11 protein-coding genes are annotated in these 20066 nt (G+C 58.0%); 9 read left to right on the top strand and 2 right to left on the bottom strand.

Annotation, left to right across the window (positions count from 1 at the left end; translation table 11 throughout):
* Positions 1-187 precede the first annotated feature (187 nt).
* Together flhA and lysA are read right to left on the bottom strand one after the other, a co-directional pair.
* Positions 188-2320: a formate hydrogenlyase transcriptional activator FlhA gene (gene flhA / locus EIEH_RS10825; protein ID WP_015872506.1), complete on the bottom strand. Its 2133-nt coding sequence runs from the start codon at positions 2318-2320 to the stop codon at positions 188-190.
* Between the two features lie 416 nt (positions 2321-2736).
* Positions 2737-3996, bottom strand: a complete 1260-nt coding sequence (gene lysA, locus EIEH_RS10820) for a diaminopimelate decarboxylase (RefSeq protein WP_015872507.1) — start codon at positions 3994-3996, stop codon at positions 2737-2739.
* 145 nt (positions 3997-4141) lie between these two features.
* On the opposite strand from lysA, the gene EIEH_RS10815 reads away from it, so the two are divergent.
* The 9 genes from EIEH_RS10815 (at position 4142) to EIEH_RS10775 (ending at position 19964) form a co-directional block, all read left to right on the top strand.
* Positions 4142-5077, top strand: a complete 936-nt coding sequence (locus tag EIEH_RS10815) for a LysR family transcriptional regulator (RefSeq protein ID WP_035609551.1) — start codon at positions 4142-4144, stop codon at positions 5075-5077.
* A 444-nt stretch (positions 5078-5521) separates the two neighbouring features.
* Positions 5522-7087, top strand: coding sequence for a sulfatase family protein (locus EIEH_RS10810; RefSeq protein WP_035609534.1), 1566 nt, complete (start codon positions 5522-5524; stop codon positions 7085-7087).
* A gap of 147 nt (positions 7088-7234) precedes the next feature.
* The gene (locus tag EIEH_RS10805) at positions 7235-8119 is read left to right on the top strand and encodes an OmpG porin family protein (protein ID WP_015872510.1); all 885 of its coding nucleotides are present in this window, start codon (positions 7235-7237) and stop codon (positions 8117-8119) included.
* A 35-nt stretch (positions 8120-8154) separates the two neighbouring features.
* Complete coding sequence (locus EIEH_RS10800; protein ID WP_015872511.1) at positions 8155-10245, top strand: autotransporter family protein; 2091 nt, start codon at positions 8155-8157, stop codon at positions 10243-10245.
* Between the two features lie 28 nt (positions 10246-10273).
* A complete protein-coding gene (locus EIEH_RS10795; RefSeq protein WP_015872512.1) occupies positions 10274-13342 on the top strand; it encodes a chondroitinase family polysaccharide lyase in 3069 nt (1022 codons plus the stop codon).
* A gap of 65 nt (positions 13343-13407) precedes the next feature.
* Positions 13408-16455 carry a chondroitinase family polysaccharide lyase gene (locus EIEH_RS10790; protein WP_015872513.1) on the top strand — a complete coding sequence of 1016 codons (3048 nt, stop codon included), beginning with the start codon at positions 13408-13410 and terminating at the stop codon, positions 16453-16455.
* Positions 16456-17015: 560 nt separating this feature from the next.
* Positions 17016-17942, top strand: coding sequence for an LpxL/LpxP family Kdo(2)-lipid IV(A) lauroyl/palmitoleoyl acyltransferase (gene lpxL, locus EIEH_RS10785; RefSeq protein ID WP_015872515.1), 927 nt, complete (start codon positions 17016-17018; stop codon positions 17940-17942).
* Between the two features lie 891 nt (positions 17943-18833).
* Positions 18834-19349: a hypothetical protein gene (locus EIEH_RS10780; RefSeq protein WP_015872519.1), complete on the top strand. Its 516-nt coding sequence runs from the start codon at positions 18834-18836 to the stop codon at positions 19347-19349.
* A gap of 12 nt (positions 19350-19361) precedes the next feature.
* Positions 19362-19964 carry a DUF5384 family protein gene (locus EIEH_RS10775; RefSeq protein WP_015872520.1) on the top strand — a complete coding sequence of 201 codons (603 nt, stop codon included), beginning with the start codon at positions 19362-19364 and terminating at the stop codon, positions 19962-19964.
* Positions 19965-20066: the final 102 nt, after the last annotated feature.

The following is a 20066-nucleotide window of genomic DNA, read 5'->3' as shown; positions in this document are numbered from 1 at the left end:
CCAGTTTTAATTATTAATTATTTGTATGATGTTTTACAGGAAATTAGTAACTTAAATAATGTATTTCAGCGCAGATGATGCGTTTATCGCCAGAGAAGATGCCGCATGGCACGCTGTACGTCCCAAAAAGACGGCGGCACCGACACTCGTGCCGATGCCGCCATGACACCGCTGGCGAAACCTGAAGCTACTGGGTGGCGTCGTGGGCCGAGATCCCCAGACGCTGCATGCGCGAAATCAGCGTCGTACGCTTCAGCCCCAGACGAACCGCCGCGCCGCGCGGCCCGGCGACGATGCCGTTGCATTCGCGCAGCACTTGCAGGATACGATCCCGCTCGCTCTGCGCTCTCTCCTCCGACGCTGCCGATGCGGGCACCATCGGCTCCCGCATCGGCATACTGCGGCTGGCCAGCGGCGGAGAAAGGTGATACTGCAGCTCATCCAGCGGCAGATTCAGCACCGGACCACGGCTCAGGATCACCGCCCGCTCGATAATATTCTCCAGCTCACGCACGTTGCCCGGCCAGGGCAGCTGGCTCAGCATACGAATGGTCTCCGTTGGAATGCTGTCGATAGTGCGGTTCATCCGCTTGGCTATCTTACGCGTGAAGAACTTAACCAGCAGCGGGATATCCCCGGGACGCTCCCGCAGTGGCGGAATAACGATAGGGAAAACGTTGAGCCGGTAGTAGAGATCGCTGCGATACTGGCGATCCTGCACCATCTGCTTCAGATCGCGGTTAGTGGCGGCGATCAGCCGCACATCCACCGGGATCACCCGACTGCCGCCAAGACGCTCGATCTCGCGCTCCTGCAGCACCCGCAACAGCTTGGGCTGCAGCTCCAGCGGGATATCCCCGACCTCGTCCAGAAACAGTGTACCGTGGTTGGCCAGCTCAAAGCGCCCCATGCGCAGGGCGCTGGCGCCGGTAAAAGCCCCCTTCTCGTGACCGAACAGATCGCTCTCCAGCAGGCCGCTGGGAATAGCGGCGCAGTTCATCTTGACCATCCGCTTCTGATTACGCAGGCTGAGATTATGGATCGCCTGTGCGATCAACTCCTTACCGGTACCGGTCTCCCCCAGGATCAGCACGCTGCAGTCGCTGGCGGCCACCATCTCCACCTGCTCCAACACGCTGCGCATCGCCTCGCTCTGACCGACAATCTCACCAAAGTCACCCTCTTGGCGGATGCACTCCGTCAGATAGCGATTCTCATGTACCAGGCTGTCCTTCAGACGCGAAATCTCGCCGTAGGCCAGCGCATTATCGACGGCAATGGCGATGCGGGCGGCGATCTGGCGCAACAGTTTCAGGTTACGCGGATTAAATACTCCCGCCTGGCATTGGGCCAGCTTCAGCACGCCCAGCACCTTATTGCCAAAGATCAGCGGCAACTGACAGACGGTACGGTTGCCAAAACTCAGCATCTGAGCCAGTTGACGATCCTGCGGTGCCAGGCGGGCAGAATCGGAGAGATCCATCAGCAGCAGGGTCTTATCCCGGATCACCCGCTGAGCCAGTGAGCCAGCCAGCGGCAGCAGCTTTTGCTCGCGCAGCACCGCCTTACCGCTCTGATAGCCGGTAATATAGGACTTAAGCCGCTCGTCGCCCTGCTCAATCAGCGACAGTCCGATGTAGTCGATGCCGAAGAAGCGGTGGATCTCTTTGGAGACCTCGCCCGCCAGCGCATCCATCTCCAGCTTGGAGGTCACCGCATTGGTCACGTCCACCAAAATACGAAAGTGGTCGCGCTCGCGACGCAGCAGCTCCTCCTGTTGCTGGAACTGCTCCCGCTCCAGCAGACGCTCGAAGATCTGCGCCACAATCTCAGCCAGCGGTGCCGCCAGCGCCAGCTCCCCCTCGCTGAAGGCATCGGCCCGATACTTAATGAATTCGATACCCCCCAGACGCTGCCGATCCGTGGTCAGCGGCAGCTGGCAATAGGCCGTAATCCCGGCATAGTGCGGCAGCGCGGCGACGGCGGCGAAGTCAAGGCAGAAATCAGCGCCCGAGCAGCAGACCGGGCGCTGTTCGGTCCAGACCCGCCCACCGGGGCCATCGGCCAGCAGGACATCGCCGTCCTGGATCACCCGATCTTGCTGTGGATCGTAGCGATACAGAGTGATGCGGTTATGCAGCGGATCCAAGCGCAGAATATTGACGCGATCGAAACGGATCGCGGAGAAGGAGAGCTGATGCAGCGCGCGCATCAGCTCGGGAAGCGAACGCTGAGCCAGCAGACTCTGCGTCGCCTGATGCAACAAATCCTGCCAGATCGGCTCCAGGCGCGATAACGAACAGGTTTTCGTGCTATTCATACTCGACTGTATCCCATTGCTGTAACGGTGCGTGGCGTCGGCGCTGAGCCAAAAATGGGAGGCAAGAGGCGGGCGGCAGCCTATGGCTCCGGTCCAACTGGTGCAGAGTACCCATTTCTGGCACGCGCTACGCAGCGGAGCCAAAGGCCCACCGCTGCGTGACTCACGGCGTACTGGGGGGCATCTTGCCATTTGGCTTTACTCTGGGACACCATGATCGCCGCTACCGTCCCGCTACGGGATACGGACCAACCCAAGCACACAGTAAGAAATCAGGCCACCGAGTGTAGGCGATCCGCTCTGGGGGAAATATGATCTCATTAGTTAAATAACGTTATTGTTGGTCTGTGAAACATAAGGCAACAATTTAATACGTTTAATTTGAGAGCTATGCCACGGAACAATACCTGGAGTTATTATATTTGCTCCAGCGCCAATAGCTCATCCATTCGCTGGCGCCGACGGATCAGCCGAACCGAGTCCCCCTCCACCAGCACCTCCGGCAGCAGCGGACGACTGTTATAGTTGGAGGACATCGATGCGCCGTAGGCGCCGGTATCGTGAAACACCAGCCAGTCTCCCACCTGCACCGCCGGCAGCGCACACGAGGTTACCCTCCCCCCTTCACGCTGGGTAAACACATCACCCGACTCACACAGCGGTCCCCCCACCACCGTTTCGATACACGGCGTCGTGACGTCGCGACCATCCTGAGGCAGCAGTGAAATATGGTGATGGCTGCCGTACATTGCCGGGCGCATCAGATCGTTAAACCCGGCGTCCGCCAGAACAAAATGGCGCGCTCCCATCGACTTCACTGCCCGCACCTGCGCCAGCAGTACACCGGACTGCGCCACCAGATAGCGTCCCGGCTCGATCTCCAGACGCACCGGATGCCCCAGATGTTCAGCGATACGCCGCCGCGCGGCATCCCACAGCCCGTAGTAGTGCCTGACGTCCACCGACGCGTCGCCGTCGCGGTAGGGGATGCTGAGTCCCCCACCGGCTGAAATCGCCTGAATGTCGCGCCCCAGCGCGATCGCCTGGTTGGCCAGCGTATCGCAGACCCGGGCCAGGTGGTCATAATCCACGCCGGAGCCAATGTGCATATGCAGGCCGACCAGACGCAGGCCGTAAGTATCGATCAGGGCCAACGCCTGTGCCAAATCCTGATACCAGATACCGTGCTTGCTGTTTTCTCCGCCGGTATTGGTCTTCTGGCTGTGGCCGTGGCCAAAACCCGGGTTGATACGCAGCCAGACCGGATGGCCGGATGCCCTGCAGCCCAGCTGACGCAGCATGTCACAGGATCCGGCGTTAACCGTGATCCCCAATGCACAGATCCGATCCAGCGTCGCCTCATCGATCACGTCGGCGGTAAAGACGATCTCCTCATCGTCAGCGTCCGGACGGAACCCCGCCATCAGCGCCCGCTCAATCTCCCCCAGCGATACCGCATCCACCTTCACACCGGCCTGACGCATCAGTCGCAGAATATGCAGGTTGGAGCAGGCTTTCTGAGCGAAGCGAATGGTGTCGAAGGTGCGTAGAGAGGCTATCTGGCGTTCGATCAACGCTGCGTCATAAACCCACAGCGGTGTACCAAAGCGGCCCGGCAGAGCGGAAAGCAGCGTGTCATTCAGGGCATAACCGGCCTGATTCAGGGGATAGGGCATGGTAAAAGGCTCCGGAAAAATCAGCATTACCCTCTATGTAGCAGCGCCCAGAGAGAATAAAAAATATCTATTTGTCACAAGTCTATTCATTTATGATATGGAATACGCCCGTTTCCTGTACGGCCGTGTGCCGCCGGAGCCCACCATGCACCGTATTTCCCTGCGTCAGGTCGCCATCTTCCATGCCGTGATGACCAGCGGCAATCTCACCGAGGCTGCCACGCAGCTACGTACATCTCAGCCGACCGTCAGCCGCGAACTGGCCCGCTTTGAGCAGCTGCTGGCACTGAAGCTGTTCGACCGGGTACGCGGTCGGCTGCGGCCAACCGCCCAGGGACTACAGCTGTTTGAAGAGGTGCAGCGCGCCTACTGTGGTCTTGAGCGTATCGAGGACGCCGCCAGCCAGATCCGCCAGTTCCGCCGCGCCACATTGGACATCGTCTGCCTGCCGGCATTCTCTCAGTCTCTGCTGCCGCAGGTCTGCCGCCGCTTTCTTGAATGCTATCCGGAGGTCAGCCTTACCATTACCCCGCAGGAGTCTCCCCTGCTGGAAGAGTGGCTTTCGGCCCAGCGTTACGATCTGGGACTGACGGAAGAGTGCAGCACGCCGCCGGGCTGCGAGCGCCACGCCCTGGCGACGCTGAATGAGGTCTGCGTCATGCCGGCCGATCACCCGCTGCTACACCATGCCATCCTGACCCCGGCGCACTTTGCGGCGCAGCCCTATATCAGCCTGTCGGCCGGTGATAGCTATCGCCATACCCTGGATGCCCTGTTTCAACGGGCCGGGGTCGCACGCCGGATGGTGGCAGAAACCCACAGTGCCGCCGCCGTCTGCGCCCTGGTGCGTCAGGGAATCGGGCTGTCTATCGTCAATCCGCTGACCGCACTGGACTTCGTCGGCCGCGGGCTGGCATGGCGCCCCTTCAGCGTAGCCGTTCCCTTTACCGTCAGCCTGATCCGCCCGCGCCACCGTCCCGGCTCTGCCGTCGTAGATGCCCTTATCGTCTCGCTGCAGGAGGAGCTCGCGGCTGTCGCCGAGCACCTGCGAGAGCCTTATGACAGTAACGAAAACCATTGAAAGACAAAGATCATTTATCGCACAATCTTGCTGTGCATCATTCTTTCGTTTTTATTTCTATAAAATAAAAAAAAATGCAATAACATGATTTATCGTTATTTATCTATTAATCACGACGCTTTCGATTACATGCGTTGCTATTTTCAGCGCGCGACGGTCAGCGCCGGTTCGCCACGGAAACCCGTTGCCTTAACCCTAACGATATCCGCATGACTATCGCATACTAATGCCTTTAAAAACCGTAGACTACGCGGAAATACCTGTTAACTCCCTCACAGTTTTATCTCCCTCTTCTCGCCCTTTCATCACGCTGCGCTGTATTTAGTGTGATCTTGCTTTAATTTCCATAATTTTCGTTAATTTATGATTTGAGCTGCACAAAAAGTATAAATAAGATGTGTAAAAACCAAACGAAAGAAAACGCAAAAGCAATAAGGGGGGTTGATGTCCGTTACTCGCAGGAGCTTTCTGAAAGGATTGGCCGCCGGAGGTGCAGCCATCTCTGCGCCGGCTGCCATCGCCGCCACGCTGGGACAGGAGCAGGGAAAAGGTGCACTGGCCAGACCGGCAAATGCGCCGAATCTGCTGATCGTGTTTCCCGACGAATTCCGTACCCAGGCGCTGCAGTTTATGGGACAGGACCCCTCACTGACGCCGAATTTGAACGCCTTCGCCAAACAGTCTCGCGTAATGCGCCAGGCCGTATCCAACTACCCGCTGTGTACACCGTTCCGCGGCATGCTGATGACCGGGCAGTACCCGATCCGCAACGGCATCACCGGCAACGCACATGACTTTGGCGGCAAGGTCGGAATTGAGCTGTCGCGTTATGCCCAATGTTGGTCAGACGTACTGAAAAAGCTGGACTACAGCACCGGTTACATCGGCAAATGGCATCTGGACGCCCCCCACGCCCCCTTTATAGAGAGCTACAACAACCCGATGGAGGGGCGCTACTGGAACGAGTGGACCGCACCGGATCGCCGCCACGGCTTTGACTTCTGGTACTCCTACGGCACCTACGATCTGCATATGCGCCCGATGTACTGGGGCAATAATACGCCGCGTGAGTCGCCGGTGTATGTCGATCAGTGGAGCGCCGAACACGAAGCCGATATGGCCATTAAGTTCCTGCGCAATGAGAAAGGCAGCTTCCGCGCCGCCGACAAGCCGTTCGCGCTGGTGGTGTCCATGAACCCGCCGCACTCCCCCTACGATCAGGTGCCGCAAAAATACCTGGACCGCTTCCCGGGCAAGAGCTCGCGCGATCTCAACACCCGTCCCAACGTCGACTGGCAGGCCAACTATCAGGAAGGCTATGGCCCGCAGTACTTCAAGGAGTATATGGCGATGGTCAACGGGGTCGACGAACAATTTGGCCGCATCCTGGCTGAGCTGGACAAGCAGGGGCTGGCGGATAACACCCTGGTGGTGTTCTTCTCCGATCACGGCTGCTGTCTCGGGGCCAATGGCCAACCGACCAAAAACGTGGCATATGAAGAGGCGATACGCATCCCGATGATGTTCCGCCTGCCGGGCAAGATCGCCCCGGGCAACGACGATGCACTGATGTCGGCGCCGGACATCTACCCGACCATCCTCGGTCTGATGGGACTGGAACAGTGGATCCCCGGCACGGTCGAGGGCAGCAACCTGGCATCGCGCATCACCGAGGGTAAGGGCGAAACGGCCAGCTCCCAGCTGTACCTGTTTGTTCCCTACGGCGAACCCTCTTTCGGCCGCCGCGGTGTACGTACCGCCAGCCATACTCTGGTTATCGATAGACAGGATGGCCAGCCGCTGAAATATACCTTGTACGATAATATTAACGATCCCTATCAGATGAAGAATATTGCCTCTGGCAATGATCATCTGATTAAAAAACTCACCGATGAAGAATTAATTCCATGGCTGGAAAAAACCGGTGACTCTTGGCGTCCGGTTGAATTTACCACCGCCACCACCAATAAACTGAATAAAAAAGTGGCTGAGTGCGCTAAAGCCAGTTAACGCAACCCAGCGTACGTATTTTCCCCTCCCCTTACTGTCGGCGCTGTCGATAGTAAGGGCAGCGATGGCTTTACGTGCGAAAGACAACCATAACAATATAAACAAAAGCATTAATTCATCACGGTTGATATTATCGTAAGGAATGCTATGAACAAGAACAATCAATTACTTCTGGGATCGTTTATTGCACTGTCGCTGACCTCCCTCTGTGCGCAAGCGGCCAATATTAATACCATATTTTCCTGGGAAACCGCCGACTACGATACGCCTGCGAACTATTCGGGTTACCGCTTAGATATCAATATTAACCCAACTAAATCAAACTGGTATTTTGATGCCGGACTACGTCAGCGTGAAGCCGATAACAACAGCCGCTATCAGCGTTTGGATCTCCAGGCGGGCTATCGCTACAAGATCAATAACGGTTGGATCCAGCCCAGCTTCAAGGTACGCCAGGATACTACCTCCTATGACAATGGCAACCGCCTCACCGTCGATTTCTATAGCACCAAGACCTCCTATTACTACAACCTCTCCAACAGCTGGGCGCTGGCGGGCAGCGGCATGTTCAGCATCGAAAAGAAAGAGGATCTGAAGAAAGGGCTGACCACCAACACCGATTATCTGTCATGGGAATTCGAGCCGGGTATTCGTTACTTTATTACTCCCAATATCAATACTACCCTGGCCTATTTCCAAGGTGGCAAGCACGCCAATAAGCAGAATGAGTTTGACACCCGTGAAATCCAACGCAATCAGCAGGTGCGTTTATATTTAAACTGGAACACCCCCATCGGCTTAGTCATTTCACCTTCAACCCGTCAATCAGTATTCGGCGAAATTACCGAGCGTAATGCCCTGGGTGATGTGATCAAGAAAGATATGTCACGCTACACATTGCAGCTGGCTTACCCGATTAATAATCAGTGGCGTGTCATGACTGAGTATTATCACGAAAAAATCAAAACCAAAGATAGCGATAAGAAAACCGAGTACGACTACTTTAAGGTTGCCGTACGCGCCAGTTTCTAATCCACTAATAAGAATACCAACACCGAGGTTATCACGTGAATAAATACCAGCATCTTTTCCTTTATACCGCCATTGTCTCTGCACTCTATAATACTGCCTGGGCGGCAGATTGCGATCCCGCCAGCGATATCTGCAATACCATGATCATTGGCGAGAGCGGCGCAACGATAAATAAAAATATCGTCGTCAGTGCTCCGGACACCCCCGCTATGCTGGTTGAAAAAGGCACCACGGTCACCAGCAATGTCTATATCAACGGCGTCAACATAATCAGTGACCAGGGCACTGCCATTCAGGTCGACGGGAGTTTCACCCCCGGACGAATCTTCAGTGTCAAAGGCGGTGCAACCGTCCAGGGCGGCAATGGCATCGCCATGGACTTTCGTCAGGCAAGCGGGCCGATGCGCGCAGACATCGTCGAGGGCAGCACCATTATCGGCGATATCCTGGGCAACGGTAACACCGAAAAAGGCAACAAGATCAACTTTGCCCTTAACAACAGTACCGCCATCTTCAACGGTAACAATATCAGCGGATTTAATACGGTCGAAAACTGGGGCACACTGACCATAATCGGACAAGACAGCACCATCCACTTCGGCGGAACCTTCGTAAACCAGAAAGACAGTAATCTGGTCTTTCAGCTCAACGACCGGACCAACCTGGATGAAGCCATACTGCGGGTCGACAAACTCTCCCTCCATAAGGAAGGCAGCACCGTCAGCATGGGGTACAATGGCAGTCATATTTCGAACATTATCAATAAAGATATTGTGCTGATCGAGGCCACCGAGGGCATCACCAACGCCGACAAGGTCACTATCACCGGTACGGATGGTGCCAAACTCGACATCTCCCCGCTGCTGACCCAAACCAACTCCTGGATAGAGGCCTCTCCGCCGCAGATGAACGGCGGTGTCAGCGGTAATCAGCTGATCGTCAACTACGGTGTCAGCTACGGCGGTGCCAGCATCTTTGCCGCCCTGGCGGAGCAGGGCGGCGCCTCATCCAATGCGCTGCGCACCACCGCCTTCATCGTCCCCAACGTACTCAGTGAATTTAACGGTACCCACAGCGCCGCCTCTGACCAGGCGCTGGCGCTGCTGGTCTCCGCCGGCAGCAACGCCGAAGCCATCGCGACACTGGCCAACCAGATGACCCCCAACAGCGACGGCAGTGAGATCCGCGCCGCCAACCAATTGGTCGGCGACATGCGCAACAATATCGCCCAGCGCCAGCTCGGCTATCTGGGTCAGCTACCGCTGCAGGAGCGCGACAGCGGCTGGAACCTGTGGGTCAATACCCTGTACGGCCACGGCACCCAGAGCGGCAATGACTACGCCACCGGCTTTCGCATCAACCGCTACGGCATCAGCCTGGGCGCCGATCAGGAGATCGACGACAGCGCCATGCTCGGCTTCGCCCTCGGCTATAGCCATAGCCAGGCCGACAGCCGCGGTGTGACCCAGAGCAAACGCATCGATGCGGTCGAACTGATGCCCTACCTCGGCTGGCGCAGCGGCATACTGTTCGCCGACGGTAACCTCAACATCGGCTATCTGCGCGTCAACAGCGAACGCCAGATCGGCGGCGACAGCGGCTGGCAGGGAGAAACCCGGGCCAACGGTGACTATACCGGCATGCAGGCGGGCTACCAGCTCAACGCGGGTCTGAATCTGGAGCTGGGCGCCCTGCACCTGCGCCCGATGCTCACCTACCAGTACCAGTGGCTCAACTTTGACTCCTGGCGTGAAAGCGGCTCCATCCTCTCCCTGAGCAACAGCAGCCAGAAATACAGCCTGAACCACCTGGGTGGCGGCCTGAGTGCCTGGGCGCAGTACGCCACCGGCTGGGGTACGCTGACGCCATCGATGCGGGTCAGCTACCTGCACGATCTCGATGGCGATCGCCGCATCCTCCAGCAGCATGCGCTGGTCTCCATCACCAACGGCGGCTCGACCTTTGAGACCGTTGGCGCCCGGGTGGGTGGCAATCAGCTGCGCGTCGATGCCAGCGCACGCATGGATATCAGCGAGTCGCTCAACCTGGGGATCGGTGTGGGCTATAACCGCGATGACCGCTACGGCGAAGGCGTTATCGGCCTGACCCTGGGCAATCGTTTCTAACCGGCGCATACGGGAAAGGGAATCTACCATGTTATCCATGCATCGCACCCTGCTGGCCGCATCCATCGCGGCCCTGCTCCTCAACGCACCGGCCATGGCTGCACCGGATGCCACGGCCAAGGATCGCGCCGAAATGATGCGCTCAAAGATCTACAGCTTTGATCAGCCGGAAGATCTCCGCGACATCACCACTACGCCCGGATCGCGCGTCGCCCTGAGCGATAAGCGCGCCATCATGGGGGAACAGGCGCTGGTCTGGGACTGGCAGCGCGGCGGCAGCCTGCTGCTGCGCCACGCCATGAACATTCCGACGGATGCCCAGGTCTCCAAGATCTGGGGACGGGCCGCCACGCCGGTACTGTCGTTCTGGATCTACAACGAGCATCCCATCGATGATGTCCTGACCGTCGATCTCGGTAATGGTCTGAACGGCACCAATGAGGCCGACGCCGGTACCCAGGTCAAACTGAACTTCCGCGGCTGGCGCGCCGTCGGCGTCTCGCTGAACAACGATCTGGCCAACCGGGAGATGAGTGGCGCCGGCGTACGCAGCGACGAGGACGCGGCGGAGCCCAGCGTGGGGCGTACCCTCGGCGATCGTATCGACACCATTCGCTTCCGTGCTCCATCTGGCGAGAAGTCTGGCCGCCTGTTCATTGACCGGGTGATGATCTCGGTGGATGACGCGCGCTATCAATGGTCTGACTACCATGTCAAAACCCGCTATACCGAACCGGAGATCCAGTTCCATCGTGCCACGCCGACGCTGGCGATGACGCCTGCCAGCCAGGCCGGCGTCGAGTTGATCCGCCAGCGCCTGATCGACGAATTTGTCAACGGCCCGCAGGACAGCACCCTGAAAGCCGAGGCGGATCTGGGCAAACTACGCGCCGCCTTCGACGCCCTGCAGATCCGCCAGGCCGCCGACGGCACCCTCAGCGGCCGCCATCTGATCACCGATAAACAGAAGATCCTCTACCAGCCGGAACACCTGAGCGCGCAGGATAAGGCCAAGTTCGATCGCTATGTCATCCTGGGGGACTACACCACGCTGATGTTCAATATCAGCCACGCTTACCGTCAAAACAGCGACCCTGCCGTACAACGCCAGCTGGCCGATATGTACCTGCTGATGACCCGCCACCTGCTCGACCAGGGCTTCGCCCGGGGCAGCGGTCTGGTCACCACCCACCACTGGGGCTACAGTGCCCGCTGGTGGTACATCTCGGCGCTGCTGATGAACCCGGTGCTGGATCAGGCCAGGCTGACGCAGCCGGTCTACGACGCCCTGCTGTGGTACTCACGCGAGTTTAAGGCCAGCTTCGACATGAAGGTTGGACCCGAGAGCAGCAACCTGGACTACTTCAATACCCTGTCGCGCCAACATCTGGCCCTGCTGCTGCTGGAGCCCGACCCGCAGCAGCGTATCGACCTGCTGAACAGCTTCAGCCACTACATCAGCGATGCTCTGGCCCAGACGCCGCCGGGCAGTAACGACGGCCTGCGTCCCGACGGCACCGCCTGGCGCCACGAGGGGAACTACCCGGGTTACTCCTTCCCGGCCTTCAAGAATGCGGCCCAGCTGGCCTATCTGCTGCGCGGTACCCCCTTTGCCCTGCAACAGGACGGTCTGGACAAGCTCAAGCAGGCCATGGTGGCCGCCTGGATCTACAGCAATCCGCAGACCGGCATTTCGCTGGCCGGACGCCATCCGTTTAACTCCCCTTCGCTGGAAAGTCTGACCAACGCCTATTACTGGCTGGCCATCTCCTATGACAAACGGCCTGATGCCACCCTGGCCGCCATCTACCTGCGCCTGGCAAACAAAACGGCGGCGGATGCGAAGACCCTGTTCGGCGAAAGCCTTCAGCCAGCGGCGCTGCCGCAGGGGTTCTATGCCTTCAACGGCGGCGCCTTCGGCATTCACCGCTGGCACGACAAGATGGTGACCCTGAAGGCATTTAACAGCAACGTCTGGTCCTCTGAGATCTATCTTAAGGACAACCGCTATGGCCGCTACCAGAGCCACGGCGTCGTCCAGATCGCCTCTCTCGGCCCGCAGGAGGAACAAGGCTACCGTCAGGCGGGATGGGACTGGAACCGCATGCCGGGGGCGACCACGCTGCATCTGCCGCTGGAGGCGCTCAACAGCCCGAATCGCCATACTCTGATGCAGCGCGGTACCCACCCATTCAGCGGCACCTCATCACTGGATGGCCGCTATGGCATGCTGGCCTTCGATCTGCGCCCGATGCGTGATCAACCCAGCTTCGATCAGGCATTGAGCGCGCTGAAAAGCGTCCTGGCCGTCGATGACCGTCTGATCATGGTCGGCAGCGATCTGAACAGCAGCGATGATAAACATGCGCTGGAGACCACCCTGTTCCAGTTGGCCAATGCAGCGGGACGTGACAGCGCAATCTGGGTCAACGGCCAGCGTATCGATGCGGCTACCTGGCAGGGAAGCCTGCAGGACGGCGACTGGCTGATCGACGCCGATGGCAACGGCTACCTGCTGGTGCAGGGGCCGACGGCTGAGGTACGCCGCCAGCTGCAGCACTCCGCCGACAATAAGAGCATGGCCCCGACGGAGGGGGAGTTCAGCGTCGCCTGGCTCAATCATGGCAAGGCAGTCAAGAACGGCGCCTACCAGTATCTGGTGGTGCTTGACGCCACGCCACAGCGCATGCACGGACTGGCACAGCAGCTGAAGCAGGGGAATGCCCCCTTCACGGTTATCCATAGCCAGGATGGTGTACACGTGATCCGTGACAACGCCAGCCAGGTCACCGGCTATGTCTTTTACCGGACGCAAACCCTGAAGGATGGCCCGGTGATCGGCGTCAACCGCCCGGCCATCGTGATGACCCGGCCACAGGACGACGGCCTGGTGCTCAGCGCAGTGACGCCGGATCTGAATATGACGCGCCAGAAGGCGGCCAAACCGGTCACCATCGAAGTCACCCTGCGGGGCCGCTGGCAGCCTGCCGCTCCGGCCGATGGGATCGCCTGCACCGCGCGCGGCGACGAAACCCGCCTGCGGTTCAGCATCGATTTCGGCATCCCCCAGCAAATTGCGCTGAAGAAAATGCCCTAAACGAAACGCGGGCGGGGGGTTCCCCCGCCCGCCTTGTTTCACGCTTGATAATGGAATTCCCGCCCATGCAAAACCATCACGGCATCAATACCATCACTCTGGGGCTGCTGGCCTGTCTGTCGGCCCCCCTCTGCGCCGCCCTGCCCTCGGTCAGCCAGGAGCCGGGCGCCGGTCACGTTTATCTGTTTGAACAGACGCTGCCGGCGTCGATCTCCACCCATAATGCCACCCTACGCATCAGCGATCTGCGCGCCAAGGATGGACAGCACGCGCTGCAGTGGCGCTATCAGCCCGGCGCCACCCTGACCGTAAAGACCCCGATCCGCTACCGCGATGCCGCCGACAGCGCGACCCCGCTGACCTTTATGGTCTGGGTTTACAATGAGCAGCCCGTGGACGATATGCTCACCTTCCGCTTTGGCCAGGGCGAACGCAGCGACGCCCACTTTCAGGCCAGCCTCAACTTTCAGGGCTGGCGCGGCATCGCCGTCCCCTATCGCGATATGCAAGGCACGCCGGGCGCCGCGATGGATCGTCTGACCATCACCGCGCCGACTCAGGCCGGTACGCTCTATTTTGATCAGCTGATACCGGCGGTGCCGGTGGATAACCGCTGGCCGCTCCCCGACTATACGACGCCGTTTGCCAATCGCGCGGTCAACGACATGGTCAGCAAAAACTGGAGCGCGCTGCTGATGTATGACGAAATGCTGCGTCAGCGCTTCCCCACCCTCAACTTCGATGTCGCGTTCAGCGACAGCAGCGGTCCGAGCGCCTCACTGTACCGTCGCTTCGACGACTACCAGGGGATCCGCAGCGACAGCCGCGTCAGCCCCGAACAGGTCGGGCAGAACCTTGAGGCCTACCGCCGTCTGGGCATCCGTACGCTGGCGGATGGTACCGTCGGTGGAACCCCGCTCGACCACCCTAACCGCCAACACTTTATGAAGGTGAAGGGGGTCTTCACCCCGCAGACCCTCGATGCCCTCACCGCGGGAAATCCCATTCGCGACGTCGGCAAAACGCTGCTGCAAAGCGCGCGCTACCTGCGCAGCGACAGCCTGACGGCACAGCAGCGCGACGCGCTGCAGCGCCAGTTCCTGGATACCACCCGCTATGTGCTCGATCAGGGCTTCGCCCGCGGCAGCGGCTACCAGATCATCACCCACGTCGGCTATCAGACCCGGGAGCTGTTCGACGCCTGGTTTATTCAGCGCAACCTGCTGGCTCAGCACCATCTGCTGGCGCCGACGCAGCAGGCCATGATGTGGTACAACGCCACCGGGCGCATCTTTGAACCTGCGGCAGACATTGTGGATGCCAATGTGGACATCCTCAACACCCAGCTGCAGTGGATGGTGAAGAGCATTCTGATGCTGCCGGATCCCGCCCAGCGCGATGCGCTGCTGGCCCAGACCAGCCAGTGGCTGGCAAAAACCGTATTAAGCTCCAGGGGGGTCGGCGGCGGCTTTAAGCCCGATGGTTCCATCTTCCACCACTCCCAGCACTACCCGGCCTACGCCAAGGACGCCTTCGGCGGGCTGGCGCCGACGGTCTATGCCATGAGCAGCTCGCCTTTCCGCCTGCCGACGGAGGCGCACCAGCGGCTGAAAGAGGTGCTGCTAAAAATGCGCATCTACACCAAGGAAACCCAGATCCCACTGACCCTCAGCGGTCGGCACCCCACCGGTCTGCACAGTATTGCCATTGCGCCGTTTAAGTGGATGGCGCTGGCCGGTACGCCGGACGGTAGCCAACCGGTCGATCAGGATCTGGCCGCCGCCTATGCCCGCCTGGCCGGAGAGACGCAGTTCGCCGAGATCGCCGCCGAGGCCGAGCCCAGCGGCGCCTGGGCGATGAACTATGCGGCGATGGCCATACAGCGCCGCGCAGGGCAGCAGAATGACGGGCGCTCCTGGCTGGCCATCGCCCGCGGCTTCAGCCGCTATCTGGTGGGTAACGAAAGCTATGAGAAGAACAACCGCTACGGCCGCTACCTACAATATGGCCAACTGGAGATCATCCCGGCCGATCCTGAACGACAGGGATTCCGTCACGCGGGCTGGGACTGGAACCGCTATCCGGGCACCACGACGGTGATCCTGCCCTATCCCCAGCTAAAAGCGCAGCTGAACCAGCTGCCGGGGGCGGGCATCGAAGAGATGCTGCTGTCGACAGAGCGCTACGTCGGCGCCAACGCCCTGGACGGCAACAGCATGTTTGCGATGAAGCTGCACGGCCACAGCAAGTATGGGCAGGAGAGTCTGCGCGCGAATAAATCCTACTTCCTGTTCGATAACCGCGTGATTGCACTGGGCTCCAACATCAGCAACAGCGACAGCCAGCACCCGACAGAGACCACCCTGTTCCAGTTTGCCGTCCCACAGCAGCAGCCGATCGGTGTCAACGGAGAGCGGATCACGCAGCCGGACAGTCTGCGGACGCTGCAGGGGGCGGCCCATCTGGTCGATCCGGCGGGTAACAGCTACTGGTTGCCGGCAGGCCAGCAGGTACGGGTCAGCTACCGTCAGCAGCACTCTATCGACGATCGTAACGATGCGCCGACGCAGGGACTGTTTGCCGTCGCCAGCCTGCTGCATGGCACCGCGCCGCAGCAGCAGGGGTATGAGTATGCCATCGCCATCGATGACCCAGACACCAAGGCGCCCGCTTACCGGGTTCTGCAAAAGGACGATACGCTGCACGCCGTCCGCGACCAGCTCAGCGGGCAGGAGGGCTATGCCTTCTTCCGTGCCGCCCAGCATCAGGGCGACGGTCTGCTGCTCGCCACCGACGCGCCACTGATGGCCATGCTGGCACCGGGCGGAGACACCCTGCGCCTGAGCGTCGTCAACCCGGATCTGGCGCTGTATCAGGGGGACGATCCCGAACAGCGCGACGCCGACGGTAAACAGCAAGAGGTGAGCATCTACTCCCGTCCCTGGCGCAGCAGTGAACCGGAGCCCCAGCGTGCACAGCTGACGCTGAAAGGCCACTGGCAGCTGGCACAGCCGGTCAGCGGCACCAGTCTGATCCGCCAGGGCGATAATACCCTGCTGCACGTCACCACCCACGCTGCACAGCCGCAGGTACTAACACTCAACCGCGGCTAACACCCGCACAATCGGAAAAAAAGGGGGCCGCAGCGACGCCGCCCCCCGCCATCCCGGATATGCTTAAATAATGCCACACCAGGTGAATATATTTTATATATCACTACTGCAACAACATTTATCAGACTAATCACCCGCGCCCATCCCACTGTCCTGACAAAATAGAACTTGCTAAAACCCCCTGTGCGTGAGTTAATGCAGCGCTGGTTTGCACCCATAGGGCAAACATTTCGCATTTATTCGACCGAACTCCCGGGCTCTTCCCGCCAGCATTCTTCTCTGATGCGCCGTTTTCCCGCTAACAGTAGGTTTTATCTGAAAATCAGAAACTAACGGACATCGGTTCCTCCCCACAACGTCACCATGGCATGACTCTGATATAATACAAAAGAGATGCTATAAAACCTGTCAATAATATATATAGGAAATAGATACGGATTAATTAAATAGACATAGCACCCAAAGACACAGATAAAAATAACATAAAAAATCATGGCAGTATCATTTTGCCATGGCGATAAAAATAATAAGCAGTTCAATAGATAAAAATAAGGTTTTCAATGAAAAAGCCGCTTCATTTCCGCCACGCATTCCTGCATCCCCGCTACTTCAGCCTATGGCTGGGTATTGGCCTGCTCTATCTGCTGGTACAGATGCCCTACCGCTGGCTCTGCGCCCTGGGACGCTTTCTCGGCCTGTGCGCCATGCGGCTGATGGCCCGGCGCGTCTCCATCGCCCGTCAAAACCTGACGCTATGCTTTCCACAGAAAACGCCAGAACAGATCGAATATATCGTCAGGGAAAACTTTAAGTCCCTGGGGATCTCGCTGTTTGAGCTCGGCATCGCCTGGTTTTGGTCTGATCGCCGCATCCGCCGCTGGTTTGATGTCTCCGGTCTGGAGCATATGCAGTCAGCACGGGCGAAAGGAAAAGGAGTACTGGCCGTCGGCGTCCACTTCATGTCGCTCGACCTCGGAGGGCGGGTCATGGGGCTGTGTAATCCCATGATGGCGGTCTACCGCCCACATAACAATCCGGTGCTGGAATACCTGCAGACCCGCGGGCGCTCGCGCGGCAATAAACAGATGCTGGATCGCAAAAACCTGAAAGGGATCGTCGGAGCGCTGAAAAGCGGCGAGGCGATCTGGTTCGCCCCCGATCAGGACTACGGTCCGCGCGGCAGCTCCTTTGCGCCATTCTTTGCCGTCAGCAGCGCCGCCACCACCAACGGCACCGCCACCCTGGCCCGGCTATCCAACGCCGTGATACTGACCACCGTCCTGATCCGCAAACCCGGTGCCCAGGGCTACCAGCTGATTATTGAGCCCGAGCTGGAAGGCTACCCAGCACACGATCTGGTTCAGGCCGCCACCTTCATGAACCGCATTATCGAGCGCGAGATCCTGCGCGCACCGGAGCAATACCTCTGGCTGCACCGCCGCTTTAAGACTCGCCCTGAGGGAATGCCGTCGCTGTATACCCGTTAGGCCACACCGCTCACGGCGCCGTTTACCCGGCAGAGGATATCCTGATAGATATCCGCTGCCGGGCTGACAAACAGATGCCCAGTGAGACTATTGGTAATGAGTGTTGTTGAATAATAGTTAATCATGCTGTTTGCTGGATCTGTGTTTGGTGAAAAAAACTAAGCGTTTCAGGAGACGTGTTTCCCTACACGTTCCAACCCCATGATTTTTCGTCGCTGGGGTTAGTCACGACATTGAGCTAACAGCATAAAATCTATCTATTCAACAACCCATTGGCAAGGATGCTTAATGCGCCAATTCATACAACATAAAATAACAGTACAGAACCCAATAGGAAAAACAACACAACATTAACGCAATAAATTCATAAAATAAACCCAGCATTGAACTGTTTTTTATACTATTACCCGCTCCAGCTTGACCATTATCAAATAACATAACGCTTTATGTATATCAGTAAATACACGACAAACACATTAACTAATTTTATATATTACCCCTTACCCACCTAAGCATAGCGGATTAACGCAAATCAACAGATAATAATGGCGCACTAAGTCAAATGTTAAGTATTTTTCAAAGCACAATGCCCCCCCCTCAGGGTTTACAGCATGAGACAGCGGGCATAGAATCACTTTCGGAAGATAAAAAGCGTTAAATCCAATCAGTTATAAATTAATCTATCGCTCCTTGCACTGTGCTAGAGACGATAATCACAGCCTAGAATGTAAATGCATTAGCATTTATAATCAAACTGGCAGAATAATTCGATTGTCCAAATCCTCTTCCTCTCACTCACCGTCACAAACGGCGAGAGAACTCTTACGTAATGAAATTCCGCCGTGGCATCTCGTGCCACCATGCGTTTTTTGACAGAGAATGGTATATTAAATGAAATTAAAAACTTCCTGTGCACTCCTGGCTCTATCCTCATCTTTATTACTTTCCGGTTGTATGAATAATGCAGATCAATACGCCGCCGATGTCTATAATCCGACGCAGTTGAATCAGAAGCAGGAGAGCAAAACCGTCAATATTATTTCTATTCTGCCTGCTAAGGTTGCTGTAGATAATAAAGAGAACAAAGAGATGGCTCAGGCCGTCGGCGCTATCTTGGGTACCGTTGCCGGAGCCGCCGGCGGCTACAATCTGGGACATGGATCAAAAGCAGGCGCCGTTGCAGGTGGTGCCGCCGGTGCTGCAACCGGCGCCGCCGCAGGCTCACTGGTAAAAGACAAGGTACTGGTACACGGCGTCTCCCTGACCTACAAAGAGGGCAGCAAGATCTACACCTCGACTCAGGTTGGAGAAACCTGCCAGTTCCAGCCGGGTATCGCACTGGTAATCTCTATGGAGAAAGGGGAAACCCGTATCCAACCGAACGCGGCCTGCCCGAAAAAATCATAAGCGGGGTCTAACATGCGCAAGCCATTAATCGCCCTGCTGCTGGCTATGCCGACGCTGACCTGCGCCAGTCCCCTATCATCCCAGCTAAGCGCAGTCGCCGCCGCCGAACAGCAAGGGGTTAGAGAGGAGGCTAACAGGCAGGCGCAGGAAGAAGCCACCCACCAGGCCCATCTACGCCATGAACAGGCCGTCGCAGCACAGCGCCAGCGTGCCGCAGCGCAGGCCCGCCTCAAGCGAGAGCAGCAGCAGCTTGCCGCACAGCGGGAGGCACATCAGGAACGGATGGCCGATAAGCAGCGCGAGCAGTCCTACCAGGATCAGCTGCGACAGATGGAGCTGGAAAACATGAAAATGGAGATGGACGCCCGCCGCGCGGAACTGGAGCTTTCCAAAGCCCGTAATCATGCCCGCAGCAAGCTGGTAGATGAAGAGCAGAAAAACCAGATGCAGCTGGATGCAGCTGAACGGCGTGCTGAAATCAGCAACAAGTCCGCCGTCGGCGATGCCATTCGCAACGAGAGCGAGGGCGATAAGCATCTCAAGGAGCGAATGGGAAGCGGGATTGAGAATGCGGGAAAGGCCGCCGCAGACAAGGCCAGCGGATGGTTTAACTGATCCTCTCTGACGGAATGGGACAGGCGACGGTTTGTCCCTTTTTTATCTGTTGAAAACCGTCGGCTATGTGTGAGTTGAAACGGTCTGTTTCTCGGTTTCGGA

Source organism: Edwardsiella ictaluri ATCC 33202, assembly GCF_000264785.1.
In the GTDB taxonomy this organism is placed as follows: Bacteria; Pseudomonadota; Gammaproteobacteria; order Enterobacterales; family Enterobacteriaceae; genus Edwardsiella; species Edwardsiella ictaluri.
The sequence above is the reverse complement of the archived record's forward strand: the minus strand, read 5'-3'. Positions and strand labels throughout refer to the sequence as shown.